This window comes from Acidobacteriota bacterium, assembly GCA_016196035.1.
In the GTDB taxonomy this organism is placed as follows: Bacteria; Acidobacteriota; Blastocatellia; order RBC074; family RBC074; genus JACPYM01.
On the sequence record JACPYM010000069.1, the window covers coordinates 72,342 to 94,810 of the forward strand.

Below are 22,469 nucleotides of genomic sequence, written 5' to 3' on the forward strand. Positions count from 1 at the left end.
GCTACTCTGCCGCGCGTATTGGACGTGCCCCTCACGACCTCAAATGCCCACAAACACGAACTTGTCCGACCCCGAAACTGAGAATGCAGTGAGTCTGGCGGTCTTTCTGTTCGAGACCGCGCGAATACTCAAGGCAACTTGCGTCTGACTGCGATGCCCCGCAGGAACGCCAGCTTTACGAATCATGTGCTGAACTTTTTCCGGTCAACGTGATTCTGCGGTGAGGCGCGTACAACCTGAAAGCCGGTGTGCCGCATCAGCAACCGCGCAACTTTCACGGCAACGCCGTTGCCACACCGCCCCGCAGAATTCGCTGACAGTGCCGCCTGCGCCTCACTCCGGCTGCAACGCAGGCCCCCCAGAAACCACGCGTTCGTTTTGAGCGCGGCATCATCAAACACGTTTCCAGCTCTTTACAGGCCCCTGGTATTTGGTAGCCCACTGGTGGGAAACCGCGCGCGTTCACGGCGCGGTGGTTGCCAACGGGGAGATTTTGACAATGCAAGCAATCCTTCGCATCTTGAATTACACACGCACCCGTCAACAGTTTCGCCTCACATTCATGGCACTCGTTGCACTGCTTTTGCTGGGCGGCGGTTTCATGCGCTTACGCGGCGCGGCGGCGCAGAGTGACAATCCACAGGTAGGCCCAGGCGTGCCCAATGTCGGGTCGAATGCACCGCGCAGCGCCGCCAGCAGTTCCAAAGCGGGCAGCATTCTCTTCTTCCACAAATACACCAGCAGCACAGCGGCGGCGAGCAACGTCAACACGCTGTTCACGCTCACCAATACGCATCCGACCGCAGGCGTGGCCATTCGGTTGTCGTGGGTGCATGGGTGCACGCTGGATACGACCTTTATCACGCTGGCCGGGAATCAAACGCGCACGTTGTTGGCGAGCAATGAGAATCCGAATCAGACCGGCTATCTGATGGCAATGGCGGTGAGCGCGACGGGGTTGCCGATTCAGTTCAACTGGCTTATCGGCAGCGCCAGTTATCGCGACGCGCGCGGTTTTGAATCCAACTACAACGCGGTCGGCGTGGCCAAACGCACCAATGGCGGCGCGCGCACCGTGAGTGATGCCGTGGCCGAAGTCCTCTTCAACAACGTCGAATATGACCGCTTGCCCAAACAAATCGCGGTGGACAACCTGCAAAATCAGAACCCGCAGGGCACGGGCGGCGACGCGCCGGTCAAGACTGATGTGATGGTTTACAGTCCGCTCAGCAATTTGGCGAGCACCGCGTCGCAAAGCCTGAAATTGAACGCGGTACTGCTGGATCAGAGCGGGCGGCCTTATCCGCAAGTGCTAGACAGCGCCTGCGGCCTGAGTTCGGCCATCACCAGCGTGTGGACGGATCCGCCGTTTAATACCGTGGTGACACCAACGCGGCAGGGCTACGCCACGTTTGCGGCCAACACAGCGAGCAACCTGCCGGTGCCGGTGCTTGGATTGAGTTTGACCGAAAGTGTCAGCGGCGGGATGCACAGCGCGCGGCAGATGCAGGCGCTGAGTTGGGTAGATTCGTTTCGGATGACGGTGCCGATCATTCCGCCGACCGGTGCGCCCAATGATCCGGTGACCACCAATCAACCTGACGCGACGGGCAATGCGCAAGGCGCGAGCGAAGCGAAAGCGGGCAGCATTTTGCTCTTCTCGCGTTTCACGAGCGGCGTTTACGGCGCGACGCGGCTGTGCATCACGAATACACACCCAACGCAGCGCGCACGCGTGCGGCTGTTTTTCACCGGTTTGATTGAGCCGGTTTTGGTGAACGAGAACATCGTCATCTTGCAACCGAACCAGACGACCACGTTTGACGCCAATGATTTCGCCGCCAATCAAAAAGGCTGGGCGCTGGCGATGGCGATTGATGGGCGCGCCCAGCCGACGCAATTCAATAACTTGATCGGCAGTGCGCAGGTCAGCGAACAAACCGCCGGTTTGGCCACGGGCTATAACGCTCTGGCCATCGCTAAAAATTCAGCCGGAGCAGCGGCGCGCAACAGCGACGGCACAACGACGGATTTGATTTTCGACGATACCAACTACGACCGGCTGCCTGCGACGCTGGCGTTGAATGGGGTGCCGAACCAGACCGAGAACGCCACGATGTTCGGCTTCGCCCGTCCGCCGATCAGTTTTATGGAAACGCCGAATACGCGCGGCTCGTTGGGTGTGACGCTGTATGACGATTTTCTGGCCTCGTTCGGCGCGACGCTAGGTCAACTCGAAGTGCGCTTAGGGCAAGTGCGCGCCAATGCGCAAGCCCCGTTGCTCACCAATACGATTCAAAAAGGGCATCGCGGCTGGTTCAAGCTCAATTCTTCATCGCCGGTCTTTCCCTGGTTCAACAATCTGGCGACAACAAGGTTGTCGGTGGCTGGCAGCGCCTGGGCGGGCGGCGTGAATGGCGGCGCGAATCTGCATGTGCTGACGTTGGGCGACACCTATCTGCTGCGCACACCCGGCAACAATCCGAACAACCGTCCGCCCATCGCTGAGTTCGAACCGATTGAGGCGTTCATGGAAGCGCGTTTCCCAACCGGCGCCAACGTTCGTTTGGATGGCCGCGTATCAAGCGACCCGGATGGCCCGGACGATCCGCTCAGCTTCAAATGGTTCGATAACGAGCGGCAGATTTCGATTGCGAAGGTTTCGGATTATCGCTTCGGCCTCGGCACGCACATTTTGAAATTGAGTGTATTGGACGGCAACAACACGCCCAGCGAACCGAATGTCTACCTCCTTCAAGTCACTGACACGACGCCGCCGGTGATCAGCGGCATTCCTTCAAAACTTACCAAGACCGTTTCTTCGCCTGCCGGGTATGGTCTCGTTTATCCGTTGCCCGCTGCCTATGACTATGTGGATGGCAACGTAGCGGTGACGGCGTCAAAGCCGCCCGGCAGTCTGTTCCCCATCGGCAAAACCATCGTGACCTTTACCGCCCGCGATAATGCCGGGAATGCCTCGACCGCGCAATTGGAAGTCAATCTAATCAAGGGCACCGGCACCTTACCGACCCAAGGCGGCGTGCCCGGCGACATTTTGCCGACGCTGCCCAACCTCAACGATCAATACGTCGTCATCGGCAAGACCAAGACCATCACCTTGCAGGCCCAAGATGCTGACAATGATTCAGTGAGCTTCCAATTGCTGGGCGCGCCTGCGTATGTGCGCCTCGATGCGCCCGATCCGGTCAATCGCACGGCCAAGCTCATCATCGAACCGTTTCAAGGCGCGCAACCCGCCGCCAGCATGCGCATCATCGCCACCGACAGCAAAGGCGGCAAATTTACGACGCTGCCCTTCCGCGTGCAACTCAGCGACACCGAAACCGATGAGAATGGCACAGGCCTAGGGCCAACCGGCCCGCCTGATCCGGGCACGGGTGTAGGCCCCGGCGGCCCCGGCGGCAACCCCACCAACAAACCACCCATCGCCAAGATGGCCCCGCTGGCGCCCACGGCACAGGCCACCGCCAAACAGGGCGCAATTGTGAAGTTGGATGGCTCACCTTCCAGTGATCCCGATTTGGATGTGCTGTCTTATGTCTGGAAAGATCAGGGCGTGATGATTGCGGAAGGCGCGCTCGTGGACGTTACGCTCGTTGTCGGCTTTCATTCGATTACGCTGACCGTCAGCGATCCGAAAGGCGCGACGAGCAGCACCGACCCGGTACAGGTCCAGGTGCTGCCGCGTCCGCTGACCATCGCCAGCGCCTCACCAGCCAAGATTCCGATCTTCAATCAAGCGATCTTGACGATTACCGGCACTGGCTTTTTCAGTGATCCTGATCCGGCTAAGTCTACGAAAGTACGCTTTGATTGCAGTTCGTTCTGTCAGGGCGGGTCGCAAATTCAAGTCACGATTCTGAGCATCGAAGAGGATACGATCCGCGTGAATGTGAAGACCACGCAGAACACGCCCTTTGGCAACCGCGATTGTGTGGTGATCAATCCCAACGGCGTGAGCGCCGAATTGGGGCGCAGCAATGTTGTTTCGCGTTAGCGCATACCGCCCGCGGCCCAGCAACTCAGGCCCCGATACTTGATTGTGTCCGTGGTCTGAACTGCTGGCTGGGGTGTCAGCACGCGCCTGTTTACATACCTATCGCTACGTGTATAATCCGCGCCGCAGCACACGGGCGTATTGAGTGCTGCGGCCCCTGTTCTTCCCGCCTGAACCTCATCCCCAAGCGGCCTACAGGGACTTAACAGCAATAAAAATACAACGCAGATTGAGATGCGGAACAGTAGACTCCCGCGCATCCTCCATCCACCATTAAAAAAATCTCCAGCACAATGCATGCTGAATCAACCCGATAGCCCCGAATAACATCTTTAGCATTGTCTACCGAACTGCATTTCCCCGGTATTGAGCACCAGGGCATTCGCTAGCTCAAATACCTATCCTCCCAATGCTAAGGTCAATGCTAAGGGCCCTGCTGAGATCAAGTCTAAAGTTGTAACTCCGAACGCACTGCGTTGGTGCAGTGTTTTGAGAATCGTAATGCTGCCTCGACACGAGGTTTCCTATATGGTGAACAAGGACGGGCAAGGTGTATCTGCCCGACGTGTTTGCCGCTCCATTCTTTTTTGTGAAGACCATTAAACCTGAATTGCTCAACCAGACGCCCGATCATGCGCCCGTCGTTTGGCGCATCGAACCATCGCGCGGCTGGGTTTCGCTCAAACTGAATGAACTCTGGGAATACCGCGAACTGCTCTATTTCCTGACCTGGCGCGACATCAAAGTGCGTTACAAACAGACGGCGCTTGGCGTCGCCTGGGCCATCATTCAACCGCTCTTTACGATGCTGGTCTTCACGCTCTTTTTCGGGCGGCTGGCAAAAATCCCCTCGGATGGCATTCCCTATTCCATCTTTAACTTTGCCGCGCTGGTGCCGTGGACGTTCTTTGCGAATGGCCTGACGCAATCGGCCAACAGTTTGGTCGGCAGTTCCAACCTGCTGACCAAGGTTTATTTCCCGCGTCTGTGCATTCCGCTGGCCACGGTGTTGTCGGGCGTGGTGGATTTCGCGCTGGCCTTTGCGCTGTTATTGGTGTTGATGTTTATCAAAGGCATCAACCCGACGCTCAACGTCATTTGGCTGCCGTTCTTTTTGCTGCTGGCGCTGATCACGTCGCTGGGCGTGGGTTTGTGGCTGGCCGCGTTGAATGTGCAATACCGCGATGTGCGATACGTCGTGCCCTTCCTCACGCAATTCTGGATGCTCGCCACGCCGGTGGCCTATCCCAGCAGTTTGATGAAAGAGCCGTGGCGCACTGTTTATGGCATCAACCCGATGGTCGGCGTCGTCGAAGGCTTTCGCTGGGCGTTGCTCGGCACGAAGACCGCGCCCGGTTTGATGCTCTGGGTTTCGGTGCTGGCCTCCCTCGTGCTGTTGATCTCCGGCGCCTTCTATTTTCGGCGGATGGAAAAAACATTTGCCGACGTGGTGTGATCTCCCACGCTGCCACACGCCGGGGTGCGGCAAGCAGTAACTCGCCAATCCAATTTATGAAACGCTTATCGCTCGCCATCCCAACCGAATTGAAACCACCCATCGTCGAGAAAATTGTCGAGACCGCCGACGCGCCCGTGCTGCCTTATTTGCAACGCAAACTGCGCGGCTTTGCGCGCCGCCGCCGCTGGTTGGAATCCCTGCGCGTGCTGAGCACCATCTATTGGTTAGGCCCTTGGCGTCACTGGGCCATTCGTTATTATCAATGGCGCAATCAAAATCAGCCCCTGCTCTCAAATGCGACGACGTTCTTCACCGGGCTGGATGCCGCGCAGACGGTCGCGCAACTCGAAACCAACGGCTTTGCCTTGGGCTTGCAACTGCCTGAGGCGGAAGTGGCAGCGCTGCTGGCGTATTGCGCGCAGCATCAGGCCAAGGAATATCACAACCATGATTTGAATTGTCCGGCGCTCCGCAACATCGTGCGCGACCCCGCGTTGCTGGAGGTTGCGCGTACCTACCTGGGCGCTGAACCGCTGTTGTACAGCACGCAACTATATTGGACGCATCCGCCCGCGATTGAGACTGAAAAGCGCCGCGTCCAAAAGCGCAAGGCCCGCTTCCATTACGATCTGGGCGATTTCAAGGCGCTCGTCATCTTTTTTTATCTGACCGATGTCGGCCCCGATTGCGGCCCGCACATCACCATTCAAGGCACACACCAGCGCAAGTCGTGGCGGCAAATGCTGTCGCGGTACTTAACCGACCAGGAAGCGCAAGCCTTGTATGGCGACCGCATCAAAACGATCACGGGGCCGCACGGCAGTGGCTTCTTTGCCGACATCGCCTGTTACCACAAACATTCGTATGGCGCGCGCGAACGCTTGATGATGTCGGTCACTTACGTCTTGCAACGCCAGCCCGAACGCCGTGTGCCCAAGACCTTCTAACCACGTATGCTCGACCTGACCCAATGGTTTGAAACGCCCGCGCGCCGCTGTTTGCTGATCGGCGAAATTGCGCAAACGCACGATGGCAGCCTGGGCACGGCGCACGCTTACATTGACGCCGTGGCGCGGGCGGGCGCGGATGCCATCAAATTTCAAACCCACATCGCCGCCGCCGAAAGCACGCCCGGCGAACCCTGGCGCGTGAAATTCAGCCGGCAGGATGCGACACGCTATGAATACTGGCAGCGCATGGAATTCACCGAGGAGCAATGGCGCGGGCTGGCTGAACACGCGGCTGAGCGCGGCCTGCTGTTTCTCTCTTCGGCCTTTTCCCTGGCCGCCGTTGAATTGCTGGAAGGCCTGGGGCTGCCCGCCTGGAAAGTCGGCGCGGGGGAAATCACCAATCTGCCCATGCTCGAAATGATGGCGCGCACCGGCAAACCCGTGCTGCTCTCCAGCGGCATGTCGAATTGGGCCGAGCTGGACGCGGCGGTCGCCTGCGTGCGCGCGCAGAATGCGCCCGTGGCCGTCTTTCAATGCACGACCGCCTATCCCTGCCCGCCCGAAAAGCTGGGCTTGAACGTGCTCGCCGAATTGCGTGAACGCTATGCCTGTCCGGTGGGACTCTCCGATCATTCCGGTACGATTTACGCGGGCTTGGCCGCCGCCACGCTCGGCGCGCAACTCATTGAAGTGCACGTCGCGTTCTCGCGCGAATGTTTTGGGCCGGATGTGCCCGCCTCGGTCACCACGGCGGAATTGAAACAACTGGCGGACGGCTTGCGCTTCATCGAACACGCCTTGACGCATCCCGTCAACAAAGAGGCAATGGCCGCAGAGTTGAGTGAATTGAAACGCACCTTCGGCAAAAGCCTGGTCACGGCGCGCGCGCTGGCCGCCGGGCAGCGCGTGACGGCTGCTGATCTGGTTTGCAAAAAACCGGGCACGGGCATTTCACCGGCCCGCTTCCATGAATTCGTCAATCGCACGCTCAACCGCGCGCTCGACGCCAATGCACTGCTTTCAGAAAATGACTTCGACTAAACGCAAAGTCTGTGTCGTGCTGGTAGATCGCGCCAATTACGGGCGGCTGAAACCCGTGATGCAGGCGCTCGCCGCTCATCCTGACCTGGAATTGCAAATCGTCGCCGCCGGCACGATGGTGCTCGAACGCTTCGATCAGCCCGTCAAGGTAGTCCGCAAAGACGGCTTCCGCATTGACGGCGAAATCTACATCGAACTCGAAGGCTCGACACCCGCCACGATGGCAAAATCGGTCGGCTTCGGCGTGGTCGAATTCGCCAGTGAATTTCAGCGCCTCAAACCGGATGTCGTGCTGCTCATCGGCGACCGCTATGAAGCACTGGCCGCCGCGATTGCCGCCGCTTATATGAACATTTGCATCGCCCACATTCAGGGCGGCGAAGTTTCGGGTTCGATTGATGAGAGCGCGCGCCACGCCATCAGCAAGTTCGCGCATTTCCATTTCCCCAGCACGCAGCGTTCGGCGGAATACCTGGTGCGGATGGGCGAAAATCCCGCCAATATTCTGGCTGTCGGATGTCCTTCCAGCGACATCGCGCGGCAGTTGGATCGCACGCTACAGCGCGACATCCTGCATCGCGGTGGCGGCGGCGCGCAGATTGACGTCACGCAACCCTTCCTACTGATTCTCTTTCATCCGACCACGACCGAATACGGCGACGAACGCCAGCAGATGGAAGCCCTGTTGGCCGCGCTGCATGAATTGCAAATGCAAACCGTGCTGCTCTGGCCGAACATTGACGCGGGCGCCGATCACATCAGCAAAGCCATTCGCAGTTACCGCCTCAATCAACAACCGACCTGGTTGCGCACGCTGACCAATTTGACGCCGGATGATTATTTGAAGGTGCTGGCCAACACCGCCTGCGCCATCGGCAATTCGAGCAGCTTTGTGCGCGACGCCAGTTATTTCGGCACGCCGGTCGTGCTGGTCGGCAAGCGGCAGGAAGGGCGCGAAACGGATGTGCACGTCGTGCCCAGCGTGCCGCAAGCCGACGCCGTGCTGAACGCCGTGCGCCAGCAACTGGCGCACAGCCGTTATGCGCCCAGCACGTTGTATGGCGACGGCCACGTCGCCGGGCGCATCGCGCAAGCCCTGGGCGCATTGCATCCTTACGTGCAAAAACGGCTGCACTATATTTATGAATCAGCCGGTGGGCCGACGGGCGGAAAGGAACAGGCAGCGCGGTGAGTCATTTAGAAATGCGAGTACTAGGTTTAATTCCGGCGCGCGGCGGCTCGAAAGGCGTGCCGCGCAAAAACATCAAGCTGCTCAATGGCCAGCCGCTGCTGGCCTACACCAGCGCCGCCGCCCTGGCCGCCCGGCGTTTAACGCGCGTGATCTTGAGCACCGATGACCCTGAAATCGCCGAGGTCGGACGCGCCTGCGGCTTGGATGTGCCGTTTATGCGCCCGGCGGAATTGGCGCAGGATCACACGCCGACTTTGCCAGTCGTGCAACACGCGCTGCGCTGGTTGGAAGAACGCGGCGAACATTATGACGCGGTTTGTTTGCTGCAACCCACCAGCCCGTTGCGCCGCGCCAGCGACATTGATGCCTGCATCGAGTTATTAGCGGAGCGGCGGGCCGATGCCGTCGTGACGATCCTGCCGGTGCCGTTGGAATACAATCCGCACTGGGTTTATTTTCAGGACAACGAAGGCGCATTGCATCTGAGCACGGGTGAAACCATCCCCATTCCGCGCCGCCAGGATTTGCCCCCCGCGTTTCATCGCGAAGGTTCGATTTATGTGACCCGGCGCTCCGTAATCATGGAGCAGGACAGTTTTTACGGAAAATACCTCCTAGGTTATCCCGTTGACCCACAGTTTTGCGTCAATATTGACGATCAGAAAGATTGGGCCAGGGCGGAAGCCTTATGCCGCCTGGCCTCGGATTTTAAGTAAGTGGCAAAAAATCCTTGCTGTAAATAATTCGGGGCTGGAAAGGGAACAAACGTTCAGAGTTCACGCTTCAGCGTGTCTGCGGGCCGCCACGCACACGCTGAAGCGTGAACTCTGAACTGTCGTCACCGAAAAATTTACAACAAGAAAAACTCTTGATAACCACGAAGTAACGATGAGCAAGAAGATGAGCAAGAAGGAAGCATGAAAACCCTTGTCAACCTTGACGTTTCTTCGCTGTCCTTCGTGCTCTTCGTTTCTTCGTGGTGAGAAGTTTTTATCAAAGAAGTTTTTGCGCCTTATTGAATCGCCGATCAGGATGCAACTTGACCATCTACCCCATGTTGAATTGTTTATTGAATTGTTTTTTCCCTGGAAAGGCTGAATTTGGCAAGGTGTGAGAAAAAACGATTCGCTGTTATAAGGAGAACTAGCCATGCCAATCGCGTGCCCACAGGTACAACTGGTGCAACAACCTGATTATTCCATTTTGATTGCTGAATCTTCCGGTTTCCCGGCGGCGGCCCGGGAGAAGCTGCGCGGCATTGCGCAGCTGCGGTTTGCCGAACTCGGACGGGCCGAGTTGTTGCGCGCGTTGCGCTCGGCGGATGTGTTATGGGTGCGCTTGCGCAACCATATTGACGCCGAAGTCATGGCGGCCGCGCCGCAACTCAAACTAATTGCTACGCCGACCACCGGCCTCACACACATTGATCTGGCCGAAGCCGAACGGCGCGGCATCCGCGTGCTGTCGCTTTACGGCGAAACGGATTTTCTCAAAGAAGTGCGCGCCACCGCCGAGCACACCATCGGCTTGATGCTTGCGCTCTTGCGCCACACCACGGCGGCCTATGAGCAGGTGCGCCAGGGCGAATGGAACCGTGACCGCTATCGCGGCAGTGAACTCTATGGCAAAACTGCCGGCGTCATCGGTTACGGGCGGCTGGGCCGCATCGTCGCGCGTTACTTGCGTGCTTTTGAAATGCGCGTACTGGCTTGCGATCCCAATGTTGATCCCGCCACCGTCGAAGACGGCGTTGAAATGACGAGCCTGCGCGAAGTGCTGCGGCAATCCGATCTGGTCAGTGTGCACGTCAATCTTTGCGAACAGACGCAGGGCTTTTTCGGCGCGATGGAATTTGGGGCCATGAAGCCCGGCGCCTGTTTTATCAACACCTCGCGCGGCGAATTGCTCGACGAACAGGCGTTGTTGCAAGCCTTGAATGCCGGGCGCGTGCGCGGCGCGGCGCTCGACGTGCTTAGCCACGAAGACGCGACCGGCATGGAACATCATCCGTTGATTCGCTACGCGCAAACGCATCACAACCTGTTGATCACGCCGCACCTCGGCGGCTGCACCAACGAATCCATGGAAAAAACCGAAATCTTCCTCGCGGAGAAACTCGCGCAAACGCTCGCCGACTGGAAAGCCACCTCATGTGCGGAATAGCCGGTATCTTCGGCAACGGTTGGGCGCCGTCCCAACTCGAAGCCATGATTCACAGCCAACAACATCGCGGCCCCGATGCCAGCGGCAGCTTTTTGTCCGCCTCCGGGCGGGCGGGGCTGGGCCACAACCGGCTGAGCATCATTGACCTCTCTGCTGCGGGCCGCCAACCCATGAGCAATCACGATGGATCGGTCTGGATCGCCTTCAACGGCGAGATTTATAACTACCTCGAATTGCGCGCCGAATTGCGCGACTACCCGTATCGTAGCCAGAGCGACACCGAGGTCATCCTGGCCGCCTACGAAAAATGGGGCGAGGCATGTCTGGAGCGCTTCATCGGGATGTTTGCCTTGTTGATTTGGGATGAACGGCGGCAACGCCTGTTTGCCGCGCGCGACCGCTTTGGCGTCAAGCCGCTTTATTACACGCAACGCCCCGACGGCCCGTTACTGCTCGCCAGTGAAATCAAAGCCCTGCACAAAGCAGGCGTGCGCGCCACGCCGAATGAAGCGGCCTGGGCGACCTATTTGGCCTATGGGCTTTACGAGCACTCGGCCCAAACCTTTTGGCAGGACATTGCGGCGCTGCCGCCCGGTCATACGCTGACCTGGCAAGACGGCCAGGTGCGGGTGTCGCGTTGGTATGATTTGGCCGCGCGCGTCGGCCCGGAATTCGACCCGCGCCCGGTCGCGCAAGTGCAGGAGGAATATTTCGCCTTGCTGCGTGACAGCGTGCAGTTGCGCTTTCGGTCGGATGTGCCGGTCGGCATCAATTTGAGTGGTGGGCTTGATTCTTCGACCTTGCTGGGCATGGTGCACGCCGTGCAGGGCGAGGCCAGCAGCGTGCGGGCGTTCACCTTCAACTGCGGCGATCCGCGCTATGACGAATTGCCCTGGGTCGAACAAATGCTGGCGCGCACGCAACATCCGCTGACCGTTTGCACCACGCTGCCCGCTGAAGTGCCGGATTTGGCCGCCGCTGTGCAGGCCGCGCAGGATGAACCCTTCGGCGGCTTACCGACGCTGGCTTATGCCAAACTTTTCGCCGAAGCGCGCGCCCAGGGCGTAATCGTGTTGCTGGACGGGCAAGGCATGGACGAGCAATGGGCCGGTTATGATTATTATCGCGCGGCCTTCAACGGCGGCGTGGCGGCCACGGTGCAAGGCACGCAAAGCAGCCCCGTGCGTCCGGCTTGTTTGCTGCCGGAGTTTCGCGCGCGCGCCCAGGCATTCACGCCGCCGCAACCCTTCCCCGACAAATTGCGCAACCTGCAATACCGCGATGCCTGTTTCACCAAAATCCCGCGCGGCTTGCGCTTCAATGATCGCAACTCCATGCGCGTTTCGACCGAGTTGCGCGAACCTTTTCTGGATCATCGCCTGGTTGAATTGGCCTTGCGCCAGCCGCTGGAACGCAAGATCAACGCAGGCACGCACAAGTGGTTGCTGCGCCGTCTGACGCGCGAAATGTTGCCGCACGCAGTGGTCGAAGCGCCCAAGCGCCCCGTGCAAACACCGCAACGCGAATGGTTGCGCGGCCCCTTGCGTGACTGGGCCAACGATTGCATCACGACCGCCACGCACGCTTTCGGCGGCGCCTGGCTGGATCGCCAGGCCATCAATCAGGCGTGGGAAGAGTATTGCGAGCGCGGCGACGACAACAGTTTTTACGTCTGGCAATGGCTCAACCTGGGGCTGCTGAGCCAGCGCTCGGTGCAAGCTGTCGGCAGCAGCGTTTAGATCGGATTTCAATACTGGCTAGGGCACGCGGCGCAGGGACGGTACCGCGCGCGTGAGCAAGCGGAGCCTATGCCGTTGCGTCAGTCCGCCGTATTTGATGCGCTGCTTGCTCACGCGCGCGGTACCGTCCCTGCACCATCGGCTCCGTAATCGCAAAAACAATTCAACCTCCGGTGAGGAGCTATTTCATGAATCGCAGGCAGGTCTATCAAGCGCACGAGCAATACATCAAAGCCGAGGGCTTGGATCAGTTCATCAACTTTGCAGAGAACGCCGACTTTCAGGAATCCGCGTTTGACAATGTGAGCGGCAAGCTGCGCATTCCGTTGCCGCCCGAACCGGATGATCTGGTGTACCTGCATCAAACCGTGCGCCGCCGCAAGAGCTTCACTGTGCTCGAATTCGGCTTGGGCTATTCCACCGTCGTGTTGGCCGATGCCTTGCGCAAGAACCAGGCGGATTGGGAACGACTGGCCGAAAAGCCCGACATCAGAAACCGTTTCATGTTTCAACTCTTCTCGGTGGATGCATCTGAAAGCTGGATCGAAAACATTCAGCAGCGCTTGCCGCACGAGTTGGTTGAGCGCGTGCACATCCAACACAGCACGGTCGAGATCGGCACCTTCAACGGCCAGCTTTGCCATTACTATCAAAACATTCCCGACGTGGTGGCCGACTTCATCTATCTGGACGGCCCGTCACCCAAGGATGTCAAAGGCACGCTCAATGGCCTGAGTTTTCAATGCGACGAACGCACCGTGATGTCGGGCGATTTGTTGCTGATGGAGCCGACGCTGCTGCCCGGCACGCTCATCCTGGTGGATGGCCGCACCAACAATGCGCGTTTTCTGGCGCGCAACTTCCAACGCGAATATCTGATCCACTGGGATCGGGACAGGGATTGCACGACCTTTGAACTGAACGAAGAGCGGCTGGGAAAATACAATGTGCTCGGCTCGGATTTCATGTGATCGCCGGGCCAACAAAGCATTCGGGGTAGTGGCTCAAAGGGGAGAGGCCTGGCCGCAGATGAACGCTGAAAACGCGAATCAAACCTGTCAGCCATTCAATTGATCTGCGTAGGCCTGTGTTGATCTGCGGCTTGGCTCTCCCCATTGTCCCACTACCGCATTCAGTAGTTTCGGAGTTTTACTTTGATCATTGCGGAAAAGCTTTCCAAACGGTACCGCCTCGGCGGCAAACAACAACGGTACAAAACGCTGCGCGACCAGATTGTCGAACAAACGCGCGCCTCCGTGCAAAAGGTCGGCGCGCTCTTCAGCGGGCGCTCGAAGGCAGCCAGCGCAGAGGCGAACACCTTTTGGGCGCTCAAAGACGTCTCGTTTGAAATCAAACCCGGCGAAGTCGTCGGCATCGTGGGCCGCAATGGCGCGGGCAAAACGACCTTGTTGAAACTGCTCTCGCGCATCACCGAACCGACCAGCGGCTGCGCCACGATTCAGGGCCGCATCGGTTCCCTGCTCGAAGTCGGCACCGGCTTTCACAATGAGCTTTCGGGCCGCGAGAATATCTATCTGAACGGCACGATCCTGGGCATGAAACGGGCCGAGATCAATCGCAAGCTCGACGAGATCATCGCTTTTGCCGAAGTGGAAAAATTCATTGATACGCCGGTCAAACATTACTCCAGCGGCATGTACATGCGCTTGGCCTTTTCGGTCGCGGCGCACTTGGAGCCGGAGATTCTGTTGATTGATGAAGTGCTGGCGGTCGGCGACAGCGTCTTTCAGAAAAAGTGTTTGGGCAAGATGGAAGACATCGGCAAGGCCGGGCGCACGGTGCTCTTTGTCAGCCACAATCTGGCGGCGGTGCGTTCGCTCTGCAACAAAGGGCTGCTGCTGAAAGAAGGCCAACTGGTCGAGGCGGGCGACATCGGGCGCATCATCGAGTCGTATTACAAATCGGTCAGCCAGGATGCCGAAACCCAAACCGACACCAGCGCGACGCATTCGCGCTTCGGGCCAGTGACGTTGAACGAATCGCTCAAACCGACTCTGCTGCAAGCGGAAGGCTTCGAGGTTTCGACCACGTTGAATATCACCAGCGAAATCGGCGGCTTCACGCTGCACTGCATCCTGGAAGACATGCACGGCGATCAGGTCTTCCACGTGCGGCAGGAAAGCCCGCAACTCAGCACGCGCAAGCTGACGGCGGGCAAGTACAACATCGAACTGCGCATCCCGCCGCTCTGGCTCAATCCCGGTTTGTATTCGCTATATTTCAAAGTGCTGTACTGGGGCGATTTCGCTTCGTCGCGGCACGTGTCTGATCGGCTGTTGATTGATGTCAACGGCGAAAGCAGCGCCACCAATGCGCTGTTGCACCCGCAATCCGACTGGGCGTTCTATCCCTCACCAGAACGCACGCGCCAGCCCAACGTTCTGGCAGCCCAATAATGTCACTTTCCCTCAACAGCGAATCGGCTGTTAGGCCGATTCCAACTACCACGTTACAACAGCCTCGTTCGTTGTTGTTTTTTTATGCGACACACGCGATTTCGACGGATGCGCCGACCTCTGTCGCGCGCTCGCTGGGGCTGACCATCGAATGGCTCAACGAACATTATCCCGCTTGGCAAATCGAAGCCATTTGTCCGCCCGGCGGCAAGGCGGGCAAAGCGCGCTTTATCAACGCCGATTTAGATGCCGGCGATCAGCGCTGGCTTCGCTTCCGTCGCCTCTTGAATTGGGTGCATCGCGAAACGCGCTGGGCGCCCAAGGCGGTCAAGCTCGCGGCGCAAGCGCAGCTCAAACCCGATCTGACGATTTGCGTTTCATCGTATGTCGCGCGGCAGGTGCGGCAACACTTCCCACAAACCAAACTCATTTATTGGGTGCGCAATCTGCCCGCGCCCAGTCAGGAACAAACGGTGTTTGCGGCGCTCAAAATCGTGGACGCCGTCGTCGTACCCAGCCGCGCGATTTACCAGGCGATGTGGCAGCTTTACAGCCGGGATGCGTTTCCCGCGCCCGTCTGGATCATTCCCAATCGGCTGGATCAACGCCGCTTCCACCCGGCGGAGGCGAACACGCGCCAACAGCAGCGCGCCAAACTGGGCCTGGCCGAAACGGATATTGCCATCGTGCACGTCGGCGGCACAGCGGTGCATAAAGGCCGCCACATTGTCGAGCAGGCGCTCAGGCTTTGCCGCGACCTCGGTCGTCGTGTCGTGTTGTTTTCGGCGGGCGGCAAGCAGCAACCGGCGCGTGCCTTGGGCGCCAATCTTGAATTGGTCGAACTGGGCATGCTCACGCCGGATGCGCTGGCCGATCTTTATCACGCCTGCGATTTGGGCGTCGTGCCGAGCCTGTGTTGGGAAAGTTTTTCGCTCGCCACGACTGAAATGATGAGCGCGGGCCTGTGCGTCATCGCGTCGAACACCGGCGGCATTCCTGAAAATTTGCAAGACCAGCAAAACGGCTGGCTCATTCAAAATCCGAACGAGTTGCGCGAATGGGCGCACGCGCTCGAACAAACCATCACCAATACCGAATTGCGCCAACGGCTGGCTAGCGACGCCAAACAAACGGCGGCGGCGCGATTCGGCCCGGGCAGCACCGAAGTGGATGCGCACTGGCATCAACTGTTGCAACATCTGCTTGCCCCTTAGAGCGGTTTGCAAATGAATGTATAGGAAAAAGCGTGCTGCGGGACGGTACCGCGCGCGTCAGCAAGCGGTGCATCAACGTTGGCGGGATGAGCTACAGATCAAGTCTCCGCTTGCTGACGCGCGCGGTACCGTCCCGTACACCGATCTGCAATCCGATCTAAGCTCTGATACCCATCAACAATCCTCTCTATGAAAACACTGTTACTCGTTCCCGATAGCGTCGGCATTCGCAACTTCCTGTGCAGCCGCTTCCCGCATTATTTGATCGAAGAGGGCGAGGTACACGTCTGGCACGCGCTGCCGCCCGCGAGCGTAGCGTTCTTTCAGCAACGTTTCGGCGACAAGCTGCAATGGCAGGCGTTGCCTGATTATCCTGAGACGCTGATTGAACGCATCTTTCGCCAAGCCAAAGTCTACGCCCAACTGCACGGGCAAAATGATTTCACGCTGCAACTGGCGTTGCGCAATCTGCAAATGCTGCGCTCGATCAAAGCCCGCTGGATCGGACAGGTCGCGCAACGGCTGGGCAGTTTTGTCCCCGGCACGGCGGGGGCGCTCAAATTGGATCGGCTGCACAAACGCGCGGCTTTGTGGAATCGGGGCGCGCGCGCCTTTGAAAATTATCTGCGCGAACTGCGGCCCGACATCGTCTTTTGCACCCAGCAGCGCGCACACAAAGCGGTGCCCGCGTTCTTGAGCGCGCAAAAGCTGGGCATTCCGACCGCGACGTTTATTTACTCCTGGGACAATCTGCCGAAAGGCCGGATGGCCGTGCATTCGGATTACTTTCTCGTGTGGAGCGATTACATGAAAAACGAGATGCAGGAGTATTACCCCGACATCACGCCGGAGCGCGTCATCGTCACCGGCACGCCGCAATTTGAAGGCTATTTCAATCAGGACTGGATCAAACCGCGCGAGGTCTTTTTGCGCGCGTTGGGCGTAGACCCGGCGCGACCCGCGATCTGTTTTTCCGGCGACGATGTGCTGACCTCGCCGCACGATCCGGTCTTTCTGGCCGATCTCGCCCAAGCCTTGCGCACATTGCCCGAAGCCGGGCGGCCCCAAATCGTCTTTCGCCGTTCGCCGGTGGATTGGACGCCGCGCTATGACGACACCTTCAAACGTTTCCCTGAAATCATCGTCTCTGATCCGGTTTGGTCAACCAGCGACAGCGGCGGCGATTGGACGCAGTTCACGCCGACCGAAGACGACATGATCCTGCTCAGCAATCTGGCGCATCACATGGATTTGGTCATCAACTTAGGCTCGACGATGGCGATGGATTTTGCCATCACAGGCAAGCCGGCCATCTTCATCGCCTACAATCCGCCCAATAAAAATCCGTACTGGAACGTCGAAGATATTTACCGCATGCCGCATTTCAAACCCGTGCATGCGCTGCAACCGGTTTACTGGGCCAAGTCGCCGTATGAACTGGCGGGCCTGGTGCAGCGGGCCTTGGCCTTTCCGCAGGAGAAAGAAGCCGAGCGGCAGGCCTGGCTCAAATCGCACGCCGCACAACCTTTCAGCGAAGCGAGTTGGCGTTGCAGCACGGCGCTCAAACAAATCGCTCAACGCAGCAGCGCCGTTAGGTTTGAACCCAAGGGTTATCACGTTGAGACTTCCGCAATAGTTTAAGTCCTGGTGGCAACGATGAAATTACTGATCACCGCGAAGTGGCTGAGCTTGGATAAAACATCCGAAGCGATTTGTACGTCGAAGGTCATCAAAGCGCTCGACGCCGCCGGGCACGAAATTCTTTGTTTGACCTCAGACCCGGCCTTTGTTGCGCGCACGGACTGGTTCACGCTGCCCTGGCTGGGCGCAGCCCGCGTCTTACACATCAGGCGGTGCGGACAATCACCGCCCGCGTTAAAGTTGGACAAACTACGCCAGGCTATCGCCGCCAGAGGCGCCCTCGGCGCGCAACTCGCCCGGAAGCTGGATACGGCGCTAGCCTATGCGACCGGCTATCGCACGAGCGTGTGGCAGGAAGTCAGCGCATGGCGGCATGCCATTCAAACAGTAGCGCACGCCGAACAACCAGACTGCTTATACATTCGCGGGGCCGGGGTCGAGCTGGAACCGCATCTGGCGATGCTGGACAGGCCCGTTCCGCAACCTTGGGTGGCGCACTATCACGACCCGTTTCCGATGAGTCGGTTCCCCGAACCTTATCGTTATGAAGTTCCGCTGCTGGCGCGCCGGCAGGAAGCATTACATCGGAACATTCTACGGCAAGCCGATGCGCTTACGTTTCCCAGCCAACGGCTGTTGGAATGGGTGTTGCCAACTGAACTGGCCGCAACGCGCGCCAAGGCCGTTGTGATTCCGCATCTGGGGATGGATTTGCCCGGGGATGAAGCTGCAAACGCGCTTCCCACAGAACTCCAATTGGACGGTTCACAGTTCAACCTTGTCCATGCGGGCACGCTGTTAGGCCCGCGCCTGCCGTGGGCGTTGATTGATGGCTTTCTCGAATTTCTCAAAGCGGCTCCGGCCAGACAGGCCCAGGCCAGGCTGTGGCTGATCGGCAAAGCAAACAGCGCCCATCTGAAAGACCCGCGCTGGCAAGCGGCAGCCCAGCACCCCAATATCAAGCTCACTAACCAAAGAATCTTGTATGGCCAATCCATTACCCTCTTACGCGCTGCCACCGCGACGGTCGTGTTGGAAGCCGAGGCCCAGGAAAGTCCGTTCTTTCCGGCCAAATTGGCAGATTATCTTTGGCATCAAAAACCGATTCTGGCGCTCTCGCCCAAACCTTCTGTTACCGCCGACATACTGGGGCGCGACTATCCGCTCATCGTCACACCGGGTGATGCGCGCGGCGTGCAGCAAGCGTTGAATGCTCTCTGGGAAGCCTGGGAAAGCGCCACATTAAACCGCTTTGTGCTGGGCGCTGAGACGCTCAACGCAATCCACGCTGACACGGTCGTGGCCGAATTAACTCGTCTTTTCACCGCCCTGACAACCGGTCAATCCGTCGCTGAGCAAAAGCCCGCAACCGTCAATGCACATCTGCTTCCTTTGCAATGAGTATCCGCCCGGCAAGCACGGCGGCATCGGCAGCTTCACGCAAACGCTGGCGCGCGCGTTGGTAGCGCGCGGGCATCAAGTCACCGTCATCGGCTTTTACCCGCCCGACCGGCAGGGCGAAGAGAATGACCAAGGCGTGCGCGTGCTGCGTCTGGCGCACGCCGCCTTGCCCGGCAGCGGTTTTCTCGCCAACGGCTTAAAGTTGCGCCAGACGCTGAACCAACTGCACCGCGCACAGCCGCTTGATATTCTCGAAGGCCCGGAAAACGGCTTGGCGCTCGTGCCCGCGCAATTCCCCGCCACCAAGATTATTCGCATGAATGGCGGTCATCGTTTTTTTGCCAAGACGCTGGGCAATCCGACTAGCCCATGGCGCAGTTGGTTGGAGAGGCGTTCCTTCGCGCACGCCGATCAACTTTGCGCCGTCAGCAAGTATGTCGCCGAAACGACGCGCCAGTTGCTGCAACTCAAGGGGCAGCCCATCGAGATACTGCCCAACCCGGTTGACGTAGAAATGTTTCAACCGCGCCCGAACTTGGCCGAAGTGCCGGGCCTCATTCTTTTCGCGGGCACCGTCTGTGAGAAGAAAGGCATTCGCCAGTTAGTGCAAGCCATGCCGCGCATCGTGGCGGCTGTCCCGCAGGCCCGACTTTGGATTGCCGGGCGCGATTGGCACGACCCGCAGACCGGCGCTTCTTACATTGAAATGCTGCGCCAGCTTATTCCGCCAGAATTGACCGAGCGCATCGTATTCAAAGGGCCGATTGAACACGCGCTGTTGCCGGAATTGCTGGCCCAGGTTGCCGTCTGCGTCTATCCGTCGCATATGGAAGCGCTGCCGCTCGCGTGGCTGGAAGGCTTGGCAATGGGCAAGGCTGTGGTTGCCAGCAACACCGGCCCCGGCGCGGAAGTCATCGAAGACCGCGTCTCAGGGCTGCTGTGCAATCCGCACGAACCGGCCTCCATTGCCGCCGCTGTGATTGAGGCGCTGAAGGATGCGGGCTTGCGCCAGCGGCTAGGCGAACAAGCGCGTCGGCGCGCGGTCAAGCACTTCTCGATAGATAAGCTGGTCGCGCAAAACGAAGCGTACTATCTGCGCTGGGCGCAAAACGGCGCGACGCATTCATGAACTGGCTCTCCAATTATCAACAAGACCTTGCTCGTTATACGGAATACGCAGGCGGCGGCGCTTTGCTTCAGTTGCTGGCGCAACAGGGGCTGTGGGCGTTGTTGCAATACCGGCTGGCGGCGGCTGTTTATCAATCCGGGCTGCCGCGCCTGCTCAAACGCCCGTTGCTGGCGTCAATGACCATCTGGCAAAAGTTGATTGAGATTTTCACCGGCATCAGTTTGCCTTATACCGCCGTCATCGGCCCCGGTCTTTACATCGGGCATTTCGGCCACATCATTTTGAATGGCAACGCCGTGCTCGGCGCGCAATGCAATCTCTCGCAGGGCGTCACCATCGGCGTATCAGGCCGGGGCGTGCAACGCGGCGTCCCGCGCATCGGCGCGCGCGTTTACATTGGCGCAAACGCCGTCATCGCGGGTCAGCTTACCATCGGCAACGACGTCGTCATCGGCGCGAATACGCTGGTCACGGCGGATGTGCCGGACAATTGCACGGTGGTCGGCGTGCCGGGCCAAATCGTCAGCCGGAAAGGTTCGCAGGATTATTTATGTCCACAGCAACTAGCCAAACGTTAGTTCATTGGCAAAAACCCCGGCGGGCCTGGACAGAATTAGCAAGCTTGCCAACGGGATTCACAGGATAGGTTTGAAAGGCTCAGGCGGTACAGATCATCTTTGTAGGACTTACGCAAAAGCCGGAAATTTGCCACAGAGGCACGGAGTCACAGAGCGAGCGGCAGAGTTTACCGGTCATTCATGACTTTCCTCTGTGACTCCGTGCCTCTGTGGCAATGGTTCTGCGTGAGTCCTGCTTTGAATCCTGTCAATCCGCCCATAAATCCTGTCCATCCTGTCTACATGCCGGATTGGTTTTTTCCACTCATTTAACCGATGAAATTAGGGATCGCGACAATCTGCCCGCATATTTTTCACGACGGGCGTTGGTGGTCATACGAACCGCTGGTGTTGGAGTTGAATGTCTGGAACGAACTGTTCGACCAACTCGTGATCGTCGCGCCGCAGGATCAAGGCCCGCCGCCCAAATTCTGGGCGCCCTATCAAAACTCCGCCACGATTTCGGTCATTCCCTTCCGCCAGGACAAAGGGCGCGGACTGGAGCAAGAGACCACTGCCCTGACAGAAGTCCCGCGCATGATTGCGGCGCTGGTCAAAGCGGCGCGGCAAACCGACGCGTTTCATCTGCGTTCGCCGTGCAGCATTTCGCTGCTGGGTTCGCTGCTGCTGCCGCTGTTGCAAGCGCGCTTGTGCGCCAAATACGCCGGGCAGTGGGGCGCGTATCCGGGCGAAGCGCGCAGCTATCGTTGGCAACGCGCATTGCTGAAATCCTTTTGGTGGCGCGGCCCGGTGACCGTCTATGGCGAATGGCCCGCCCAACCGCCGCACGTCGTGCCGCTGTTTACTTCGGTGCTCAACCAGGAGCAACTGGCGCGCGCACAAAAGTCGGCGCAACAAAAAGCGCGGCGCAACGCGGATGCAACGGGCCTACGGCTGCTGTATGTCGGCAGGCTTTCGGCAGCCAAGAACGTGGACATCACCATCGAAGCCATCGCCCAACTCTGCGCACGCAACCTCGATGTAACGTGCGACATTGTCGGCGATGGCATTGAACGCGCGGCGTTGGAAAACCGCGTGCGCGAATTGAAGCTGCAAGAGCGCGTCAAGTTTGCCGGCAGCGTGGATTTCGAGCGCGTGCTGGATTTTTATGAACGCGCCGACGCCCTGGTGCTGGCGTCAGAAACCGAAGGCTGGCCGAAAGCGATTGCCGAAGCGATGGCCTTCGGCTTGGTTTGCATTGGCTCGGATCGCGGTCTGGTGCCGTGGATGCTGGGCGAAGGACGCGGTTTCGTCGTGCCGCCGCGCGATGTGCAGGCGCTCGCGGACGCCCTGGCTCCGCTGGCCGCCGCGCCCGCCCAGTTTGTCGAGATCGGCCAGCGCGCCGCCGCGTGGAGCGCTCATTATTCACTGGAAGGGTTGCGCGAGGCCTTGCGCGAATTGCTGAGCAAGTGGTGGCGTGTGACGCCCGATGCTTTTGCTTCAAACACATTGAAAACCAAATTGGCGGAGCAAAGCGGACGATGACAT

The 22,469-nt window shown here is 58.9% G+C and carries 16 protein-coding genes; all 16 read left to right on the top strand.

What is annotated here, in order from left to right; all coding sequences use genetic code 11:
* The first annotated feature begins 499 nt into the window (after nt 1–499).
* The 16 genes from HY011_21620 (at nt 500) to HY011_21695 (ending at nt 22,466) form a co-directional block, all read left to right on the top strand.
* Nucleotides 500–4,018 (top strand): HYR domain-containing protein, encoded by a 3,519-nt coding sequence (locus HY011_21620; GenBank protein ID MBI3425531.1) that lies wholly within the window; start codon nt 500–502, stop codon nt 4,016–4,018.
* A gap of 610 nt (nt 4,019–4,628) precedes the next feature.
* Nucleotides 4,629–5,474, top strand: a complete 846-nt coding sequence (locus HY011_21625) for an ABC transporter permease (GenBank protein ID MBI3425532.1) — start codon at nt 4,629–4,631, stop codon at nt 5,472–5,474.
* Between the two features lie 56 nt (nt 5,475–5,530).
* Nucleotides 5,531–6,424, top strand: coding sequence for a hypothetical protein (locus HY011_21630; GenBank protein MBI3425533.1), 894 nt, complete (start codon nt 5,531–5,533; stop codon nt 6,422–6,424).
* Nucleotides 6,425–6,430: 6 nt separating this feature from the next.
* A complete protein-coding gene (locus tag HY011_21635) occupies nt 6,431–7,468 on the top strand; it encodes an N-acetylneuraminate synthase family protein (GenBank protein ID MBI3425534.1) in 1,038 nt (345 codons plus the stop codon).
* Nucleotides 7,437–8,660, top strand: a complete 1,224-nt coding sequence (gene neuC / locus HY011_21640; GenBank protein ID MBI3425535.1) for a UDP-N-acetylglucosamine 2-epimerase (hydrolyzing) — start codon at nt 7,437–7,439, stop codon at nt 8,658–8,660. The genes HY011_21635 and neuC overlap by 32 nt, the downstream gene beginning before the upstream one ends.
* A gap of 11 nt (nt 8,661–8,671) precedes the next feature.
* Nucleotides 8,672–9,376 (top strand): acylneuraminate cytidylyltransferase family protein, encoded by a 705-nt coding sequence (locus HY011_21645; GenBank protein ID MBI3425536.1) that lies wholly within the window; start codon nt 8,672–8,674, stop codon nt 9,374–9,376.
* A gap of 433 nt (nt 9,377–9,809) precedes the next feature.
* Complete coding sequence (locus HY011_21650; GenBank protein MBI3425537.1) at nt 9,810–10,823, top strand: hypothetical protein; 1,014 nt, start codon at nt 9,810–9,812, stop codon at nt 10,821–10,823.
* Complete coding sequence (gene asnB, locus HY011_21655; GenBank protein ID MBI3425538.1) at nt 10,811–12,562, top strand: asparagine synthase (glutamine-hydrolyzing); 1,752 nt, start codon at nt 10,811–10,813, stop codon at nt 12,560–12,562. Before HY011_21650 ends, asnB begins: the two co-directional genes overlap by 13 nt.
* Nucleotides 12,563–12,750: 188 nt before the next feature.
* On the top strand, nt 12,751–13,533 hold the full coding sequence (locus tag HY011_21660) for a class I SAM-dependent methyltransferase (protein ID MBI3425539.1): 783 nt from the start codon (nt 12,751–12,753) through the stop codon (nt 13,531–13,533).
* 183 nt (nt 13,534–13,716) lie between these two features.
* Complete coding sequence (locus HY011_21665; GenBank protein ID MBI3425540.1) at nt 13,717–14,979, top strand: ABC transporter ATP-binding protein; 1,263 nt, start codon at nt 13,717–13,719, stop codon at nt 14,977–14,979.
* On the top strand, nt 14,979–16,193 hold the full coding sequence (locus HY011_21670; GenBank protein ID MBI3425541.1) for a glycosyltransferase family 4 protein: 1,215 nt from the start codon (nt 14,979–14,981) through the stop codon (nt 16,191–16,193). Before HY011_21665 ends, HY011_21670 begins: the two co-directional genes overlap by 1 nt.
* A gap of 189 nt (nt 16,194–16,382) precedes the next feature.
* The gene (locus HY011_21675) at nt 16,383–17,834 is read left to right on the top strand and encodes a hypothetical protein (GenBank protein MBI3425542.1); all 1,452 of its coding nucleotides are present in this window, start codon (nt 16,383–16,385) and stop codon (nt 17,832–17,834) included.
* Nucleotides 17,835–17,849: 15 nt separating this feature from the next.
* A complete protein-coding gene (locus HY011_21680) occupies nt 17,850–19,235 on the top strand; it encodes a hypothetical protein (GenBank protein ID MBI3425543.1) in 1,386 nt (461 codons plus the stop codon).
* Nucleotides 19,210–20,364 carry a glycosyltransferase family 4 protein gene (locus HY011_21685; protein ID MBI3425544.1) on the top strand — a complete coding sequence of 385 codons (1,155 nt, stop codon included), beginning with the start codon at nt 19,210–19,212 and terminating at the stop codon, nt 20,362–20,364. Before HY011_21680 ends, HY011_21685 begins: the two co-directional genes overlap by 26 nt.
* The gene (locus HY011_21690) at nt 20,361–20,942 is read left to right on the top strand and encodes a serine acetyltransferase (protein ID MBI3425545.1); all 582 of its coding nucleotides are present in this window, start codon (nt 20,361–20,363) and stop codon (nt 20,940–20,942) included. The genes HY011_21685 and HY011_21690 overlap by 4 nt, the downstream gene beginning before the upstream one ends.
* A gap of 315 nt (nt 20,943–21,257) precedes the next feature.
* A complete protein-coding gene (locus HY011_21695) occupies nt 21,258–22,466 on the top strand; it encodes a glycosyltransferase (GenBank protein ID MBI3425546.1) in 1,209 nt (402 codons plus the stop codon).
* The last annotated feature ends 3 nt before the right edge of the window (nt 22,467–22,469 follow it).